Origin of the sequence: Flavobacterium cryoconiti (assembly GCF_048158645.1) — a bacterium.
Taxonomy (GTDB): Bacteria; Bacteroidota; Bacteroidia; order Flavobacteriales; family Flavobacteriaceae; genus Flavobacterium; species Flavobacterium cryoconiti.
In genome coordinates, this window is sequence record NZ_JBLNKW010000001.1 from 674,351 (window position 1) to 691,420 (window position 17,070).

The following is a 17,070-nucleotide window of genomic DNA, read 5'->3' on the forward strand; positions in this document are numbered from 1 at the left end:
GGGTTTAAGCTAAAACTTCCATATTCCATAAAACTGAAAATAATTAAAATTTTCCTTGAAATTCATCACGTATCGAGCTCCTAAACTTGGACCAATTCTGGCTGCGCCTATTGTTAAATCAAAAAGCAAACCCGTTTTTAAATTGGTAAAAGAGTCGGAAACCGAGTTGGATTGTTGGGTTGTGCTAATTAAAAATTTATCGGTTATCCCTTCATAGGTTTCGACTTTTTGTCTTTGTTCTTGTTGCTCCGAAATATTGATGTTAGCTTGCAATCCGGCTCCAATACCAATATAATTATTGATATTGTAACGAATCAATACCGGGATTTCGCAGTTGATGTTGCTGTTATTTGATGCTGTTGTGGTACGTTGTAGTTGCCGAACTCCATTGGAACTGGTTATAAATGCATCTGTAACTGAACTTGAATTGTGAAAGGTATGAATGCTGTTTACGAATTCGGCCTGCCAATAATACCGATAGGATTTGAAAGGAGAAATGGTTGCGCCAACAAAATAGCTTTTGGAATTTTCCAAATTGGGATACAAATTATAACCCGCTTTAGCGCCAATAGAAATTCCGGGTAAGAATCGGGTAGTAGCATAATTGGTAATAATAGGTTCATTTTTGTCGAAAATTATCGCGGTTCTGCTTTTGGTTTTTGTTTTGTGAAAGTCTTTATTGAATTTCATGGAGTATTTTACAAAGCCTTTGGTACTGTCAATTTCTTTTATGTTTTTTTGATTGCTTCCGGGTAAATAAATGTTTTTGAAAGTGAAGAATATTTGATTTTGTTTGATAATTGTGTCTAAACAACTCGTTGTGGGTACTTCGCCTTTAGGGCAAATAGGACATTTGGGGTACATATCTTCAATTTGAAATGTTCTTTTGTCGAACATATTCGGAATGTCCGTTTCCAGACGAATCATTCTTGCCGGGCCTTCGCCATTGTTTTGGAAACGGGTTTTGAAGTTAACTCTCTTGAAACGCACCAACCTATAATTCAGGAAACTTCCATTAGAACCCATTTTGTTAGGGTCGTGCGAAGTGACGATTTCCATCTCCAGATTTTTTATTTTGTGATTCTTGAAACTTCGATTGGGGACAAATATACCACGCATGGTTATGGTTGCGCTCGTGTCTTTAATCATTTCGGGAGTAGTTTTGAACGTATAGAAAACATTGTGGGTTTCTTTTGGATTAGTGTCGTCAAATTCCAAAATGGAAACGTTTTTGTACGTTTTATGGGCTTCTAAAAGCGTGGCGTCCAGATCCTCTTCGGTGGTGGTGGTTTTGTATTTTTTGGCTGGAGCCAAAATTTCGCTGGAAGCCAAATACGAATTAGAATCGTCCAAGTCATTTATGGATGCAATGGTGTTTTCCTTGATTTCTCTTTCTCCGGCATGTGTTCTAAAATCAACCAATTCGAAGTTGTTGTTTTTGAATTGTTTTTCGTTGTAAAAAAGATATAATTTACCGCTGCTCACATAGTTTTCCAGATTTTGATAACTTAAAATAACAACCATTTCTTGTTCAGGGATGGGGTCGCAATTTTTTTGGATAGCGAATCCGTTTTGGTCTTCAATGGAAGCAATGTCTTTGTAAGCTTCTTCAGAAACTTCATTTACGACTACTTTTTTTGGTCTTGTTGCGGGTGGTTTTCCGTTATCATAATTATTGGTTACGGTGAGTCGGGTGGTATAGGTTCCTTTGGCTTTATAGACATGTTTGGGTTCCGCTTCTTTGCTGTAATGCCCGTCACCCATTTCCCATAAGTAGGAATAACTGGGTTTTGGTGCGCCGGATATTGGGATAAGTGGTGGCGTTTCTGGCTTGAAAGTGACTAGATTCCCTTTTTGATTGTAACCAATGTTTGCTCTTCGGGTGATGGTGTCTTTTATTTTTGTTTGGGAATAAAGTAGAAAAGAGGTTAGAAATAAGAGGAAAAATAAAGTTGGTTTCATAATCGGGATGGTTTTAGCCCTGATGGAAACGGCATCCTTTCTTGTCCTTAATTTAGTTCAGGCTCCAGAAGCAAGTTCTGGACAAGAAAGATACAGTGTACAGCAGGATTAGCTCCTGAAAAGCATCAGGATAAATTCGAAAATATTTTTAAATGTAAAAAAAAGTGATGAGCAAATCATCACTTTTTTATTAAATTTATTTTGTAAGCTACTGAATAGCATTGATTGCGGCTACTAATTGGGCTTCGGTACCTAGCGTAGTTTCGGCTAAGGTAAAAGTATACACATCGTTTGCTTGAACGGTAACGGCTTTGATAGCGTATCTCCATTGCCCGTTGTCTTCGGTTGCAAAAATTACGTGACATGCTAATCCTATTGGAATTTGACCGTAATGTTCGCTAAATAATCCGGCTGCAGTGTAGGTGTCTAATTTTGCAAGTGCATTTTGTCCTTCGCCATCGTAAGATAAATAAATCGCACTATTGGTGTTGTCATAACCGTCAGGAGCATCAGCAAGAATCGTCGTTTTAGGCCTTGGGTCGCTGTAAAATTTATCTACATTTGTCCATCCAAAGTTTCCAAAAGAAACATAATAATTATTTTGTTCTGCTTGTACGCCGCCTTTTCCTCCATTTGTCCCAGCTGCATCTCTGGCATCTTTCCAAGCTAAGTCTCCATTAGCATCTACAATTCCTGTCCAAAATGTCATTGCAGTATCTACACCGTCAGTTAAACTTGCGGGAACCATTAGATTAATGTTGCATGTGGTTGCAAGATCAACTCCACCTTGTGTCGCTTTGATAAAGAATTCTCCGCCAGAAATCAATAAATTTCTATTTCCATCTCCCATTATTCCCATGGTAGGTTTGTTGGTTACCAACATTTTACCTTTATCGAAAAGCTCCACAAATTCAATATCGACTGTTCCTGTTACAGGATTTCCGCCTTTGGTAAGACAATCTCCATTGATGTATAATTTAACTCCTTTGACTGATGTTAGCGTGATTACGCCAGTTCCTGCGGTCATGGTGAATTTTTGTGTTTGTCCGTCTAAAGCCGCTTTTTTGACAGCTGCAAATTCTGCTGCCGATGCTGGTGAAATGGCGGTGTCGTTGCCATCATTGTTACAGCTTACTAATGAAATTGTTGCTAAGAATAATAATCCGATGTTTTTTAAATTTGATTTCATGATTTCTAATTTTTTAAATTGTTTTCTAATTGTTTTTTTAATAGATACTTTTTGTTTTGTAATTGTTACCCCTTTAATTTGAATTTATTTCAGATTCTTATGGCTTCATTCTTATATCAACTCTCTTATTATTTTGTTACCCCTTAAAATTTAATTTTTTCAGAGGTTGGATAATTTCAAGTTGTTTAAAGAACGTTTACATAGCTATATCAAATTGGTTTTATAATTGTTACCCCTTTAATCTGAATTTATTTCAGATTCTTTTTTACATTAGCCATAAAAAGTTTTTTTATGGCTAATAATGTGATTCATCCCGACCAAATATATATAGAGGGACTTGCCAATAATAATTCGGCAATCATCCAATCTATTTATAAAAAATTTGTTCCCAAAGTGGTTTCCTATATAAGGAATAATTCTGGTGATGAAGATCAGGCTCAAGATGTGGTACAGGAAATTATGATTTTGCTTTTTAATCAGTCTAAAGCCAATAAATTGCAACTCACCTGCCCGTTTGATGCCTACTTTTTTTTATTGTGTAAAAGGAAATGGTTGAATGAATTGAAAAAAGCATCGAATAAAGGGGTAACAATTGATGAAGATTTTATATCTAATAATGAACCCACAGCCGAGATGGTTACAGAAACCGAAGCATTCGAAGAAAAACAACAGCTTTTTGATGCTATGTTTCAAAAACTGGGCGATAAATGCCAAGAGTTATTAAAATTGAGTTTTACTATTAAGTCAATGGAAGAAGTGGCGGAGAAACTCAATGTGACTTACGGATATGTCCGCAAGAAAAAATCGTTGTGTACGGGGCAATTAACCCAGTGGATTCAGGAAACGAGTCGTTTTAAATCTTTAAAAATCACTTAGCCATGAACGAGGAACATTATATACTATTCGACCAATATCTTCAAGACGAATTGTCTGCCGAAGATAAAGTAAAGTTCGAGAACCAATTGTCTGAAGATCCGGAATTGGCTTCGGCATTTGACACTTTCAAGGAATTAAATCTTCACTTGGAAAATAAATTTGGAAACGCTGATGCGTTTGATGCTTTCAAAGAAAATTTACAATCGATTTCTAATAATCATTTCAAAGATTCTAAGCCGAAAGCAAAAGTGATTGCATTCAAGCCTTGGATGTATTTAGTTGCCGCATCAGTTGCTGTTTTGTTTGGGTTGTTTCTTTTTAATCCAAATCCAAATTTTGAAGATTTCAACCAACAGGAGAATGCTTATTTCGTCGAAAGAGGCAGTGTTGATGCTAATTTGAAACAAGCAGAAACTACTTTCAATGCCAAAAATTATAAAGCGGCTATTCCGTTTTTTGAAGCGGTTCTAAAAGAGAAAAAAACTCCTGAAATTCAATATTTTTATGGGATTTCATTATTGGAAACGAATAAAATTAAAGAAGCCGAAGCTGTTTTTAAGGAGCTGAAAGCAGGAACTTCCATCTATAAAAACAAAGCGATTTGGAGTCTTGCTTTGTCTAAATTAAAACAGAAAGATTATAAGTCATGTAAGGAAATCTTGTTGACGATTCCTTCGGATTACGAGGATTATGATCAAGTTCAGGAATTGTTGAAGAAATTGGATTAGGTTTTTTAAATACAAAAGGCACAAAAAGAAATGGCATTTTATTAGTGCATCAAAAAGACACAAAAGAATTTTCTGGAGTGTCTTTTTTCTTTTGTGACTTTTGTGGTTAAATTTTAAAAAACTTCGCAACTTTGTACTCTTAAACTTTACACTTGGAAACAACAACAATAATAACCGATACACATACTCATTTATATTCAGAAGATTTTGGTGAAGACCGAAAAGAGATGATCCAAAGAGCGATTGATGCCGGCGTTTCTCGTTTTTTTATTCCTGCAATCGATTCTTCTTGTACGGAATCCATGTATGAATTAGAAAGAAATTATCCTGATAATGTGTTCTTGATGATGGGTTTGCATCCTACTTATGTAAAAGATAATTATCTGGAAGAGTTGCAACATGTAGAAGCCGAGTTGGCTAAAAGGAAATTCTATGCCGTTGGTGAAATTGGGATTGATTTGTATTGGGACAAAACCCATTTGCCTCAGCAACAAATTGCCTTCAGAAGACAAATTCAATTGGCAAAAAAATATAAATTACCTATAGTGATTCATTGTCGAGATGCTTTTGAGGAGATATTCGAAATTCTAGAGGAAGAAAAATCTGAGGATTTGTTTGGGATTTTTCATTGTTTCTCGGGAACATACGAGCAGGCATTACGAGCAATTTCGTATAATATGAAACTAGGAATAGGCGGTGTAGTTACTTTCAAAAACGGTAAAATCGACCAATTCCTGAATCGAATAGACTTGAAAAACATCGTTTTAGAGACAGATTCCCCTTATTTAGCACCCATTCCTTATAGAGGAAAAAGGAATGAAAGCAGCTATCTAGTAAATGTTGTAAACAAGTTATCCGAAATTTATGGTCTGACGACAAATGAAATTGCGGCCACGACAACTGAAAATTCTAAAGCAATTTTTGGGATTTAAAACAAATTTATTTTATTTTAACTTTTTTTTTGTTCATTTGCCCACACAAACATAGAAAACTAACAATGCAGAAATTTGACGCCATTCGGCCATTTTACGACTCCGAAATAAACGAGGCTCTTCAAAATGTGATTCATCACCCTATGATGAAGGCATTAATGAATTTTTCTTTTCCGGATGTTGCTGACGAAGTTTGGAAAGAACAACTCCGAAAAACGCATTCTATTCGTGATTTTCAATGTAATTTTATTTACAACTCCGTTCAGAAAGTACTAGAAAAAAGTTCCGAAGGATTAACTACTTCTGGCTTCGAAAATTTAGAACCTAATACCTCTTACCTATTTATTTCAAATCATCGTGATATCCTTTTAGATACCACTTTATTGAATGCTGCTTTGTTTGAGCATGGATTAGTGATGACAGCTTCAGCAATTGGAGATAATTTGGTCAAAAAATCTTTTTTGAAGACATTAGCAAAGCTGAACCGTAATTTTCTGGTACAACGTGGCTTAACGCCTAGGGAAATGTTGCAGAGTTCAAAGTTATTGTCAGAATATATAGGTCACTTGTTGCTTCATGAAAACCGTTCGGTTTGGATTGCACAACGCGAAGGAAGAACCAAAGATGGAAATGACGCTACAAACCCAGGGGTTTTAAAAATGCTGGGAATGGCTTCAGATGAAAAGAATTTAATGGATTATTTCAAAAAAATTAAAATCGTCCCAGTTTCTATTTCGTATGAATACGATCCAACTGATGCTTTGAAAATGCCTCAATTAATGGCTGAAGCCAATAATGAAGTTTACATAAAAGAAAAAAATGAAGACTTCATGACGATTCTCAGTGGCGCTTTGGGACAGAAGAAAAGAATTCATATCCATATAGGGAAAGTTTTAGACACTGAAATAGATACAATCGTTGCTGAAAATGACAATTGTAACAAGCAAATACTGGCATTGGCACAAGTTATTGATGATTCTATACTGTCCAATTATAAGCTATGGCCAACGAATTATATCGCGTATGATATTGTTAATAAAATCAATACCCATTCCCATCTTTATACAGAAAATGAGAAATCACTTTTTGAACGTAGGTTAGAGATGCGTATTGACGAAACGAATCCCATTGCATTACAAGGATTTTTAGCTATGTACTCTAATCCTGTAGTTAATAAATCAAAATACCATAATGTTATCTAAAGCCAAAATACTTCTAATTTATACTGGTGGAACCATTGGTATGAGGAAAGATTTTGAAACGGGTGCGCTCAAGGCTTTTAATTTTAGTAAATTATTGCAGCGCATTCCCGAATTGAAACAATTAGACTGTGAAATAGAGACTATTTCTTTCGAAAATCCTATCGATTCCTCCAATATGAATCCTCAAGAATGGGCTAAAATTGCTTCGATTATTGAAGAAAATTATGTTGAATTTGATGGATTTGTAGTACTTCATGGTTCGGATACCATGTCGTATTCTGCATCGGCATTGAGTTTCATGCTCGAAAATTTATCAAAACCAGTCATTTTTACGGGGTCGCAGTTGCCTATTGGGGATTTACGGACAGATGCTAAAGAGAATCTGATTACGGCTATCCAAATCGCGTCTTTACGTGAAAATGGAAAATCGGTTATAAGAGAAGTTTGTCTTTATTTTGAGTACAAATTATATCGTGGTAACAGAACGACAAAAATAAATGCAGAACATTTCAAAGCATTTACATCCCCAAATTATCCAGCTTTGGTAGAATCTGGTGTTCATTTAAATATGAATCCCGAATTATTTTTACCAATACCAAGAGTAAGAAAATTAAAGGTTCATAAGAATTTAGATGATAATGTGGTCATCATAAAAATGTTTCCTGGAATAAATGAAACAGTTTTGTCAGCCATTTTTAATATTCAAAATCTTAAAGGAATTGTTTTAGAAACCTATGGCTCTGGAAATGCTCCAACCGAAGAATGGTTTATAGCTCTTTTGAGTAAAGCGATTGAAAAAGGATTGTACATCATTAATGTTACCCAATGTTCAGGAGGAAGTGTCAGTATGGGACATTATGAAACTAGTACAGGAATGAAAAAAATAGGAGTGATTTCTGGTAAAGACATCACTACCGAAGCTGCAATCACAAAATTAATGTACTTATTGAACCAAAAAATTGCCCCAAAAGACTTCAAAACTATCTTTGAAACACCTTTACGGGGAGAAATGGTATAATATTCAGATTTTACTTTTCTAAGTCAGTTTTTTTTGTGTTCTTTGCAACCTTGAATAAAAATAGAGAGGTGTCCGAGTGGTTGAAGGAGCTAGCCTGGAAAGCTAGTATGTGGGTAACTGCATCGTGGGTTCGAATCCCATCCTCTCTGCAAAAAAATCAATGCTTCCCGAAAGGGGAGCATTTTTTGTTTTATAGCGTGACAAACTTTTTATTTGTCTAAGCGTATAAAACAAAAAAGGGTCGGGCATGAAACGTCCCATCAGAGATCAACGAAGTTAATCCCTAATTGAAAGGGTTTATAGCGTGACAAACTTTTTTTATAGCAGATATTTGGATTAATTTAAAAAATTCGTTTTTAAATATCTTTCAACAAAGGATAAACCCGTTTGAATTTCTCAAAACCCTGTTCGTAGATTTCTTTGTGATCTTTATTTGGTAAAAAGGTTTTTCCAACTTTATTTTCAAATGGAACGGTAATCCCAGTAGCTTTAGACCCTATTAAAACAGCTCCCCAAGCAGAAGCTTCGATTGTTTCGGCGACAATTACTTTCATTTGAAAAATATCAGCGACCATTTGCAGCCAAAGTTCGCTTTTTCCAAAACCACCGCTAGCCATGATAGTGGTTTCGTATCTTTTTTCTGGATCAGGAAGTAAGACTTCAGTAATGCTCAACAATCCAAATAAAATGCCTTCGAGTGTAGCTCGAATCAAGTGCGCTTTGGTATGGATGATTCGGATTCCCAAAAGTGTTCCCTGAGCGGAAGCATCCCAAATAGGAGCTCTTTCGCCCAATAAATAAGGGACAAAAAGCAAGCCTTCGGATCCGGCAGGAATTGTTTCAGCCTGTTCAAATAATTCTTCAAAAGATTCTTCCGTTTTTAAGATGGATTCTTTCAGCCATTGCAAAACAATTGCACCATTGTTCACCGCTCCTAATTTTAAGTATTGATTGTCCATCAAATGATAACATTGCGTTCGCATTTGGGAATCAATATAAGGTTTGTCAACTGGCAAACGCACCGCACCGCTGGTTCCAATGGATAATGCCATTCGGCCTGGTTCCATAGCTCCAGTTCCTAAATTTGCCAATACTCCGTCACCGCCACCAAGAATATAATGGAAACCATCGGATAGTCCTTTGCTTTGATGCGTAGGACTAACAATAGTGGAAAGTTGGGATTCTTCTATTTTTAAAAATTCAAGAATTTCCAATTCCCATTGTAGCGTATGAATGTTCATCAAGCCAGTGCCGGAAGCCATGGAGGAATCAATTACATATTGGCCCGTAAGATGATGCCAAATGTATTCTTTGATGCTAATGAATTTATGCGCTTTAGAAAAGTGTGTTGTATCATATTCTTTCAACCAAGCAATTTTAGTCATTGGTGAAAAAGTATGAATGGGAATCCCGGTTTTTTGATAGAAGTTTTTACCTTGCTCTGATTCTTTTAATGCTTCGGCTAGTGAATGTGCTCTATTATCTGCCCACAGAATCGCATCGGTAATGGGTTTTCCAGTATTGTCTATAGCTATGATGCTTTGCATAGCCGAACTAAAACTGATGAATTCAGGCTGAATTTCTTTTGTAATTTCGGCAATGCATTCTAAAACTGCCGTTAAAATTTCATCGGGTTTTTGTATGCTCCAATCAGGCTTTGGATGATACATAGGGTAGGACTGGGTAAATTGACGAATCACTTTCCCTGTCTTGTCAAAACACACCGCCTTGGTTGCTGTGGTGCCGATATCTATTCCTATGTAAAACTGTTTCATTTAATTTTTTTTATTCTAAAGCTTACGATTCTTATCCCACAAATAAATTCAGTAACAATACACCTGCTAATCCCATAACTCCGATTATGGTTTCCATGACGGTCCATGTTTTAAACGTATCCGAAATACTGATTCCAAAATATTCTTTAAACATCCAGAAACCCGTATCATTTACATGCGAACACATTAAACTTCCTGCTCCAATTGATAATACCATCAATTCAGGACTGATTCCGGAACTAACTACCAAAGGCTGTACAATTCCTGCCGCAGTCAATCCAGCTACAGTTGCTGAACCCAATGCAATGCGAATAATCGTTGCGATTAACCAACCTAAAAGTAAAGGAGAAAGTGTTGATTGTTCGAAAGATGCGGCTAAATCAGTGCCGATGCCGCTGTCAATTAATACTTGTTTGAAAGCGCCACCTGCTGCAATAATCATAATAATCATGGTGGCAGAACTCAATGCCGAACTGGATTTATCCATAAGGTCCTGCATCTTTCGACCCCGATTGATGCCTAAAAAAACAATTGCAAACAATACGGCAATAAGCATTGAAGTGGTTGGATTTCCAATAAATCCAAGGATATGACGTAAAGATGATGTTTCGGGTAAGGTTAATTCGCTTGTTGTTGCCAATGCCATTAAAATCACAGGAATTAGAGCCGTCAGAAAACTGATACCGAAATATGGCATTTCGTTTTCATCGAATGTTTTGCTCTCGAATAATCCTTTGGGTGGATTGGCGATAATTTTCTTAATGAATTCTGGAAAAACAATCCCCGCAATCACTAAAGTAGGAATAGCAATCACTAATCCGTAAAGTAAGGTCCTGCCAATATCTGCTTTAAAAATCACGGCAATGGCTGTTGGTCCAGGATGAGGTGGCAAAAACCCGTGTGTTACCGAAAGGGCCGAAGCCATCGCAATTCCAAGATAAATAATGGGTTGCTTAGTACTTTTTGCGACAGCGAAAACCATTGGAATCAAAATCACAAAACCGGCATTGTAAAACATCGAAATTCCTACTGCAAAACCCGTAAGCATCATCGCCCATTTGATGTGTTTAATACCAAAAGACTGAATCATTACAGAACTTATTCGTTGCGCCGCGCCACTATCCGAAAGGATGTTTCCCAAGATAACTCCCAAAGCGATAATCAAAATCAAAGAACCCAACGTACTTCCGATTCCTTGTTGTAACGAATTAATGATATCAGGAAAGCCCATGCCCTTAGCAATTCCCACAAAAAGAGAAGCAATAATCAATGAAATGAAAGCATTCAGTTTTATTGCGGATATCAAAACAAGCAATAAAAGAATACTTGCAATTAAAATTAATATGGACATAGACTGGAATGTGATAAATTAGGAATCAGATAAATGCGTGTTAAATCGAGTGCAGTCGAGACTTTTTTTTGAACTTTTAAATGCTGTAAAAGATTTTCTATTACTCATTTTTTTCGACTGCATGACCGCCAAATTCGTTGCGAAGTGCAGCTACCACTTTTCCGGAAAAAGTATCCTGCATTTGGGAACGGTAGCGCATCATGATTGAAAGGGCAATAACCGGAGTAGGAACGCCTAAATCCAAGGCTGTTTCCAATGTCCATTTCCCTTCGCCGGAGGAATGCATGATTCCTTTAATACCATCTAATTTTGGATCTTTCGAAAAAGCATTTTCTGTCAATTCCATTAACCAACTGCGGACTACGGAACCATGATTGAATAGTTTAGCTGTTTTTTCGAAATCAATATCAAATTCAGAGTGTTCGAAAACTTCAAAACCTTCAGCGATGGATTGCATCATTCCGTATTCGATGCCGTTGTGAACCATTTTAGTAAAATGTCCGCTTCCGGCTGCACCGGTATGTAAGTGACCATTTTCAACAGAAATATCCTTGAAAACTTGCGCAACATATTCAAATACTGGAGCATCTCCACCAATCATCGTACAAGCACCATTCAAAGCTCCTGAAGTTCCACCTGAAGTTCCACAGTCTAAAAAGTCAATGCCAAGTTCCTTCAGTTGGGAATAGCGGCGTTTAGAATCTTTATAGTTAGAGTTTCCTCCGTCAATGATAATGTCATTTTTTTCTAAAAAAGGAATTAGGGAAGTGATAACTCCGTCAACAATTTCGCCAGCGGGAACCATTAACCAAATCACTTTTCTGTCGATTAATTTATTACATAATTCTTTTACCGAAAGAGCAGTTGTGATTCCTTCCTGACCAATTTTTGTTACAAAGTCTGTGTTTACATCTTGGGCTACTACTTCGTAACCATTTCGCTGTAAGTTAAGGGCAAGGTTGAAGCCCATTTTTCCTAATCCTATAATTCCAATTTGCATGACTTTTTTGTTTTAAGTATAATTTGAAAATGCTTTTGTAAAAGCGTTTAAATTTTTTTTCTAGTAAAAATATTAGTTTTAATTTTTTAACAAGCAATTTATTTAAGAAATATTTAAACTAGCTTAAATCAATATGTTAATTAATTGGTTTTTGATGGAGCAGATTTGAATTGCTACACAATTTTTTAAATAAACTTATGTTTATTACAGGGTTTATGTTTCTCAATATATAAGACAAATATAAGTTGATTTAAGTTTTTCTGTGTCTAGTTTATTATAAGCTTTATTTGTGAGCAATACGTATAAGAAAAGTATCAAAATCCTATATTTGTAAAGTCATAATGAGAAATAGAAACCTATGAATAGGTGTGGAACAATCATTAAGTAATTTTAAACCAAAAGCAATATGCGATTATTTCTGAGTTCTTTTCTTTTCTTATCCGTTCTTTCTGTTTTTTCGCAAGAAATTGTGAAACAAGAAAATACGCCAAAAGCAAAAATTGATTCATTGTACAGAGAAGATCAGTTTTATTTTGGGTTTACCTACAATACGTTATTGAACAAACCTGTGGGGTTGTCTCAAAGTAAATTGTCAACTGGTCTTTCGGTTGGTTTTCTTAGAGACATGCCTATAAATAAAAATAGAACCGTTGCAATCGCGTCCGGAATTGGTTTTTCTTATAACAATTATAATCAAAATCTTGCCATTTCTAAAATGGACCAAACACCTGCGTATTCAATTATTGATGCCGAAACAATCTTTAGCAAGAACAAATTTTCACAACTATTAGTAGAGGTTCCTCTGGAGTTCAGATGGAGAACATCAACCTATGAAAGTTATAAGTTTTGGAGAATTTATGGTGGTTTTAAATTCAGTTATTTAATTTATGACCGATCTATTTATAGTGATGATCAGAGTAAAATAGTTGTTTCGGGTAATAAAGATTTCAATAAGTTTTTATATGGCGCTTATATTTCATCGGGGTATAATACAATAAATGTATATGCGTATTATGGTTTTAATTCCCTGTTCAAAACCGCAAAAATTGACGGCAAACCTATCGATATGACTTCTCTTAATATTGGAATTATTTTCTATATTTTATAGCCATAAGTACAGCAAAAGCAGTTGCGATACACTTCCTAGGAGAAACCCAATAATCAGTTCAGTAGTCGTATGTGCCTTCATTTCTAAGCGGGAGGAAGCCACGACACCATTCATAAATATTAAAAAGACAATCAAAAAAGTGCTTTGAACCTGATAATGGATGCTTATTCCAATAACAAATACCGTTAAGGAACTGATGCCCATCATGTGTAAACTGGCTTTTGTCTTAAAAAACGATAATATTAAAGCTTGCAAAGTACTCATTAACGCTCCCAAAAAGAAGAAATGCAACTCGGGATATCTATCTATCGTAATGCTTTTTCGAACCAATATAATAATGAGAAAAGAATGAAGAAGAAGAGGTATTTTACGTTGGGAGACTTCGGCAACCATGATGGAATCAATTTTTCCGGCAGCACGTAGTAAAAAAAATAGTAGAACGGGAACGATTACCGTAATAATTAAGATTTGTAAAAAAATGACTAACTTTTCCTGATTTATAATAAAGGAAGCATTGTAAAAAAGGTAAACCAGCGTTGCCATTACCGAAATGAATATCGGATGAAAAATGTAGGAGAATATTGGAAGGATTTTTTTCAAGATTTCTAATGGTATTTATACCAACAAATATAGCAATAATGACAAAATAGTTGGTTGGTATTTATGGCGTTTTTAACGTATTTCTAACTATAGAAGGTATTTTTATTTGAGTTTTAATAAACCGAAATAGCTGTAAATTGTAGCGTTTCGAAGTCTTCATTTTGAAAAGAAGTGTTATTTTTGAGGAAGTTTTAGAAAGAAAATTAGTAATTGCTGCGCTTTCGCAAAAGTTACGCTGCTTTCCTTTCGATAGAATAATTCGTATCAATCAGTAAAATCGGCGTCAGTCGCGTTGCAAATCAATGAGTCTAAAAATCCAAAATATCATTCCTCAAATTCAGGCCGAATTTGTAGGCAACAACAGTACCGTTTCAATTGATACTATTTCTATCGACAGCCGCTCGTTGCAAAATGGTTCGCAAACCTTATTTTTTGCTTTGGTTGGAACCAATAATGATGCGCACATTTATATTAAAGATTTAATTGAAAAAGGTGTTCAAAATTTCGTAGTTACCCATATTCCTGATGATTGTGAAACTAAAGCTAATTTTTTGGTTGTCAAAAATACTTTGGAAGCTTTGCAACAATTTGCGGCGTATTATCGTGGTCTTTTTCATTTTCCTATTATTGGATTGACTGGAAGTAACGGAAAAACGATAGTAAAGGAGTGGCTTAATTTTCTGTTAAGCCCGGATTATAATATTATTCGAAGCCCAAAAAGCTACAATTCACAGGTGGGAGTTCCTTTGTCCGTTTTGGCAATCAATGAACAACACAATCTTGGAATTTTTGAAGCTGGGATTTCCACTGGTTCAGAAATGGAAAAACTGGAATCCATTATCAAGCCGACGATTGGGATTTTAACGAATATTGGTTCTGCTCACGATGAAGGTTTTACAAGTTTAGAAGAAAAAATAAAAGAGAAAATGCTGCTTTTTGAAGATTCAGAAGTGGTTATTTATCAAAAGAATGAAATAGTTGATTCCTGTATTTCTAAAAAAACAAAAGCTTTTACATGGAGTTTTGATGCTAAAGATGCCGATGTTTTTGTCTTTCATGCAGCAATTAAAAACGACAGCGCAACCATTCAATACCAATATAAAGGAAATTTATTCGAATTGACCATTCCGTTTCAGGATAAAGCGTCCATTGAAAATGCGATTTCGTGTTTGATGGTTTTGTTGCATTTTAAATATGACGAAAAGACGATTCAAAACCGAATGGAATTGTTATATCCGGTCGAAATGCGTTTGAAAGTTAAAAACGGAATCAACAATTGCAGTATTATTGATGACAGTTATAGTTCCGATTTTCAATCGCTGAAAATAGCATTGGATTTTCTCGAAAGTCAAAATAAACGTCAAAAAAAGACCTTAATATTATCTGACATTTTTCAAAGTGGTTTATCCAATGAGGAATTGTATTCCAAAGTTGCCCAATTGGTAGTTTCAAATAAAATTACCAGAGTTATCGGGATTGGAGAAACCATTTCATCATTCGAAAATAAATTTACTAATTGTGTTACTTTCAAAAATACGGAAGCATTTATTTCCGGTTTTGAGGATTTAAATTTTAGCAATGAAACGATTTTGATTAAAGGAGCGCGCACGTTCCATTTTGAGGAAATCGTGGCTTTGTTAGAGGAGAAAACACACGAAACTGTTCTGGAAATCAACCTGAATGCCATTAGTCATAACCTGAATTTCTTCAAATCGAAGCTGAAACCAAAAACTAAAATAATGGTGATGGTAAAAGCTTTTGGGTATGGAAGCGGAGGTCTTGAAATTGCCAAATTACTGGAGCATCACAAAGTGGATTATTTGGGTGTGGCTTTCGCCGATGAAGGGATTTCGTTAAAAAATGGCGGGATTAATTTACCAATTATGGTATTGAATCCTGAAACAACCAGTTTTGCAGCGATTATTCAACATCAATTAGAACCCGAAATTTATAGCTTGAAAGGATTGCGTGCGTTCCTTAAAATTGCCGAACAAAAGAAACTAAAACATTTTCCTATTCATATAAAGCTCGATACCGGAATGCACCGTTTGGGTTTTGAGAACAATACAATTGATGATTTGATAGCTACTTTAAAAGGAAATCAAACCGTTAAAGTCAAAAGCGTTTTGTCTCACATGGCTACGAGTGACGATTTAGAACATAAGGATTTTGCGCATTCACAAATTGATTTGTTTGATAAATTATCCTCAAAATTAATGACTGAATTAGAAATAAAACCCATTCGGCATATTTTAAATACTTCGGGAATCAGTAATTTTCCCAATTCACAATACGATATGGTTCGTCTTGGGATTGGTCTTTACGGCGTTTCGAATGACAGTGAAGAACAAAAGTATTTAGAAAATGTAGGCACACTCAAGTCAGTGATTTCTCAAATCAGGACCATTCCTGCCGGTGAAAGTGTGGGTTATGGCAGACGATTTATGGCGGAGAAACCAACAAAAATTGCCACAATTCCTATAGGTTACGCGGACGGAATTTCAAGGAGTTGGGGAAATGGAGTTGGTTTTGTGACTATTAAAAATGAAAAAGCGACTATCCTTGGCAGTATTTGCATGGACATGTTAATGGTAGATATCAGCGAAATTGATTGTAAAGAAGGGGATGCCGCAATTATTTTTGGCGAAAGCCCAACCGTAAATGTTATTGCCCAAAAGTTAAACACGATACCGTATGAAATTCTTACGAGCATATCGCAACGAGTAAAAAGGGTGTTTTACAGGGAATAATTAAATATTAGGGAAAAGACTGTTAATTGTTTTGAAATTTTAATTAAATTCGTAAAGCAAAATAAATTTTAACCTAAAAAAATAAATTATGGGATTTTTCAGTGATTTTAAAGCATCTTTAATGAAAGGTGACGTATTGAGTTTAGCCACTGCTGTTGTTATAGGTGGTGCTTTTGGTAAAATTGTTGGCTCAGCTGTAGATGACGTTATTATGCCAATTGTAGGTTTGATAACTGGTGGAATTGATTTTACGCAAAAATTCATCACACTTGACGGAAACAGTTATGAAACTTTAGCTGCTGCAAAAACTGCCGGAGCTGCCGTAATTACTTATGGAAATTTAGTTCAAGCCATAATTAATTTTGTTATTATTGCGTTCTTTATTTTTGTCATTTTAAGAGCTGCTGAAAAAGCGAGAAAGAAAGAAGAAGTTGCTCCTGCCGCTCCAGCTGGACCTACACAGGAAGAATTGCTTACACAAATTAGAGATTTATTGAAAAAATAATACCGCTATACTATATATTCTAATTTATCCTGAATTAATTTCAGGACTAAACCGCTTCGTAATGGAGGCGGTTT

14 protein-coding genes and 1 tRNA gene are annotated in these 17,070 nt (G+C 35.5%); 9 read left to right on the forward strand and 6 right to left on the reverse strand.

The window, feature by feature from the left end; translation table 11 throughout:
* Window positions 1-9: 9 nt before the first annotated feature.
* Both ACM55H_RS02715 and ACM55H_RS02720 read right to left on the reverse strand, forming a co-directional pair.
* Entirely contained in the window at window positions 10-1,962 is a 1,953-nt protein-coding gene (locus tag ACM55H_RS02715) for a PKD domain-containing protein (protein WP_416835040.1), read from the reverse strand.
* 208 nt (window positions 1,963-2,170) lie between these two features.
* Window positions 2,171-3,151: a hypothetical protein gene (locus tag ACM55H_RS02720; protein ID WP_416835041.1), complete on the reverse strand. Its 981-nt coding sequence runs from the start codon at window positions 3,149-3,151 to the stop codon at window positions 2,171-2,173.
* 291 nt (window positions 3,152-3,442) lie between these two features.
* Here ACM55H_RS02720 and ACM55H_RS02725 point away from each other — a divergent pair, with 291 nt between their 5' ends.
* From ACM55H_RS02725 to ACM55H_RS02750, 6 genes are all read left to right on the forward strand, one after another.
* Window positions 3,443-4,027: an RNA polymerase sigma factor gene (locus ACM55H_RS02725; protein ID WP_416835042.1), complete on the forward strand. Its 585-nt coding sequence runs from the start codon at window positions 3,443-3,445 to the stop codon at window positions 4,025-4,027.
* A 2-nt stretch (window positions 4,028-4,029) separates the two neighbouring features.
* The gene (locus ACM55H_RS02730) at window positions 4,030-4,755 is read left to right on the forward strand and encodes a tetratricopeptide repeat protein (RefSeq protein WP_416835043.1); all 726 of its coding nucleotides are present in this window, start codon (window positions 4,030-4,032) and stop codon (window positions 4,753-4,755) included.
* A 152-nt stretch (window positions 4,756-4,907) separates the two neighbouring features.
* A complete protein-coding gene (locus ACM55H_RS02735; protein WP_416835044.1) occupies window positions 4,908-5,687 on the forward strand; it encodes a TatD family hydrolase in 780 nt (259 codons plus the stop codon).
* A gap of 65 nt (window positions 5,688-5,752) precedes the next feature.
* Window positions 5,753-6,889 (forward strand): 1-acyl-sn-glycerol-3-phosphate acyltransferase, encoded by a 1,137-nt coding sequence (locus tag ACM55H_RS02740; protein ID WP_416835045.1) that lies wholly within the window; start codon window positions 5,753-5,755, stop codon window positions 6,887-6,889.
* Window positions 6,879-7,907, forward strand: coding sequence for an asparaginase (locus tag ACM55H_RS02745; protein ID WP_416835046.1), 1,029 nt, complete (start codon window positions 6,879-6,881; stop codon window positions 7,905-7,907). Before ACM55H_RS02740 ends, ACM55H_RS02745 begins: the two co-directional genes overlap by 11 nt.
* Window positions 7,908-7,969: 62 nt before the next feature.
* Window positions 7,970-8,056, forward strand: a tRNA-Ser gene (locus ACM55H_RS02750).
* A gap of 207 nt (window positions 8,057-8,263) precedes the next feature.
* On the opposite strand, the gene ACM55H_RS02755 is transcribed toward ACM55H_RS02750, so the two are convergent.
* The 3 genes from ACM55H_RS02755 to gnd form a co-directional block, all read right to left on the reverse strand.
* Complete coding sequence (locus ACM55H_RS02755; RefSeq protein WP_416835047.1) at window positions 8,264-9,682, reverse strand: gluconokinase; 1,419 nt, start codon at window positions 9,680-9,682, stop codon at window positions 8,264-8,266.
* A 31-nt stretch (window positions 9,683-9,713) separates the two neighbouring features.
* Window positions 9,714-11,033 carry a gluconate:H+ symporter gene (locus tag ACM55H_RS02760; protein WP_416835048.1) on the reverse strand — a complete coding sequence of 440 codons (1,320 nt, stop codon included), beginning with the start codon at window positions 11,031-11,033 and terminating at the stop codon, window positions 9,714-9,716.
* A 100-nt stretch (window positions 11,034-11,133) separates the two neighbouring features.
* Complete coding sequence (gnd, locus tag ACM55H_RS02765; RefSeq protein ID WP_416835049.1) at window positions 11,134-12,033, reverse strand: phosphogluconate dehydrogenase (NAD(+)-dependent, decarboxylating); 900 nt, start codon at window positions 12,031-12,033, stop codon at window positions 11,134-11,136.
* Between the two features lie 406 nt (window positions 12,034-12,439).
* On the opposite strand from gnd, the gene ACM55H_RS02770 reads away from it, so the two are divergent.
* Entirely contained in the window at window positions 12,440-13,141 is a 702-nt protein-coding gene (locus ACM55H_RS02770) for a porin family protein (protein ID WP_416835051.1), read from the forward strand.
* On the opposite strand, the gene ACM55H_RS02775 is transcribed toward ACM55H_RS02770, so the two are convergent.
* Window positions 13,136-13,741, reverse strand: coding sequence for a hypothetical protein (locus ACM55H_RS02775; RefSeq protein WP_416835052.1), 606 nt, complete (start codon window positions 13,739-13,741; stop codon window positions 13,136-13,138). The two genes, ACM55H_RS02770 and ACM55H_RS02775, sit on opposite strands and share 6 nt — an antisense overlap.
* A gap of 302 nt (window positions 13,742-14,043) precedes the next feature.
* Between ACM55H_RS02775 and ACM55H_RS02780 the strand changes: the two genes are divergently transcribed.
* Both ACM55H_RS02780 and mscL read left to right on the forward strand, forming a co-directional pair.
* Window positions 14,044-16,491, forward strand: coding sequence for a bifunctional UDP-N-acetylmuramoyl-tripeptide:D-alanyl-D-alanine ligase/alanine racemase (locus ACM55H_RS02780; RefSeq protein ID WP_416835053.1), 2,448 nt, complete (start codon window positions 14,044-14,046; stop codon window positions 16,489-16,491).
* An 88-nt stretch (window positions 16,492-16,579) separates the two neighbouring features.
* Complete coding sequence (gene mscL / locus ACM55H_RS02785; RefSeq protein ID WP_416835054.1) at window positions 16,580-16,996, forward strand: large conductance mechanosensitive channel protein MscL; 417 nt, start codon at window positions 16,580-16,582, stop codon at window positions 16,994-16,996.
* Window positions 16,997-17,070: the final 74 nt, after the last annotated feature.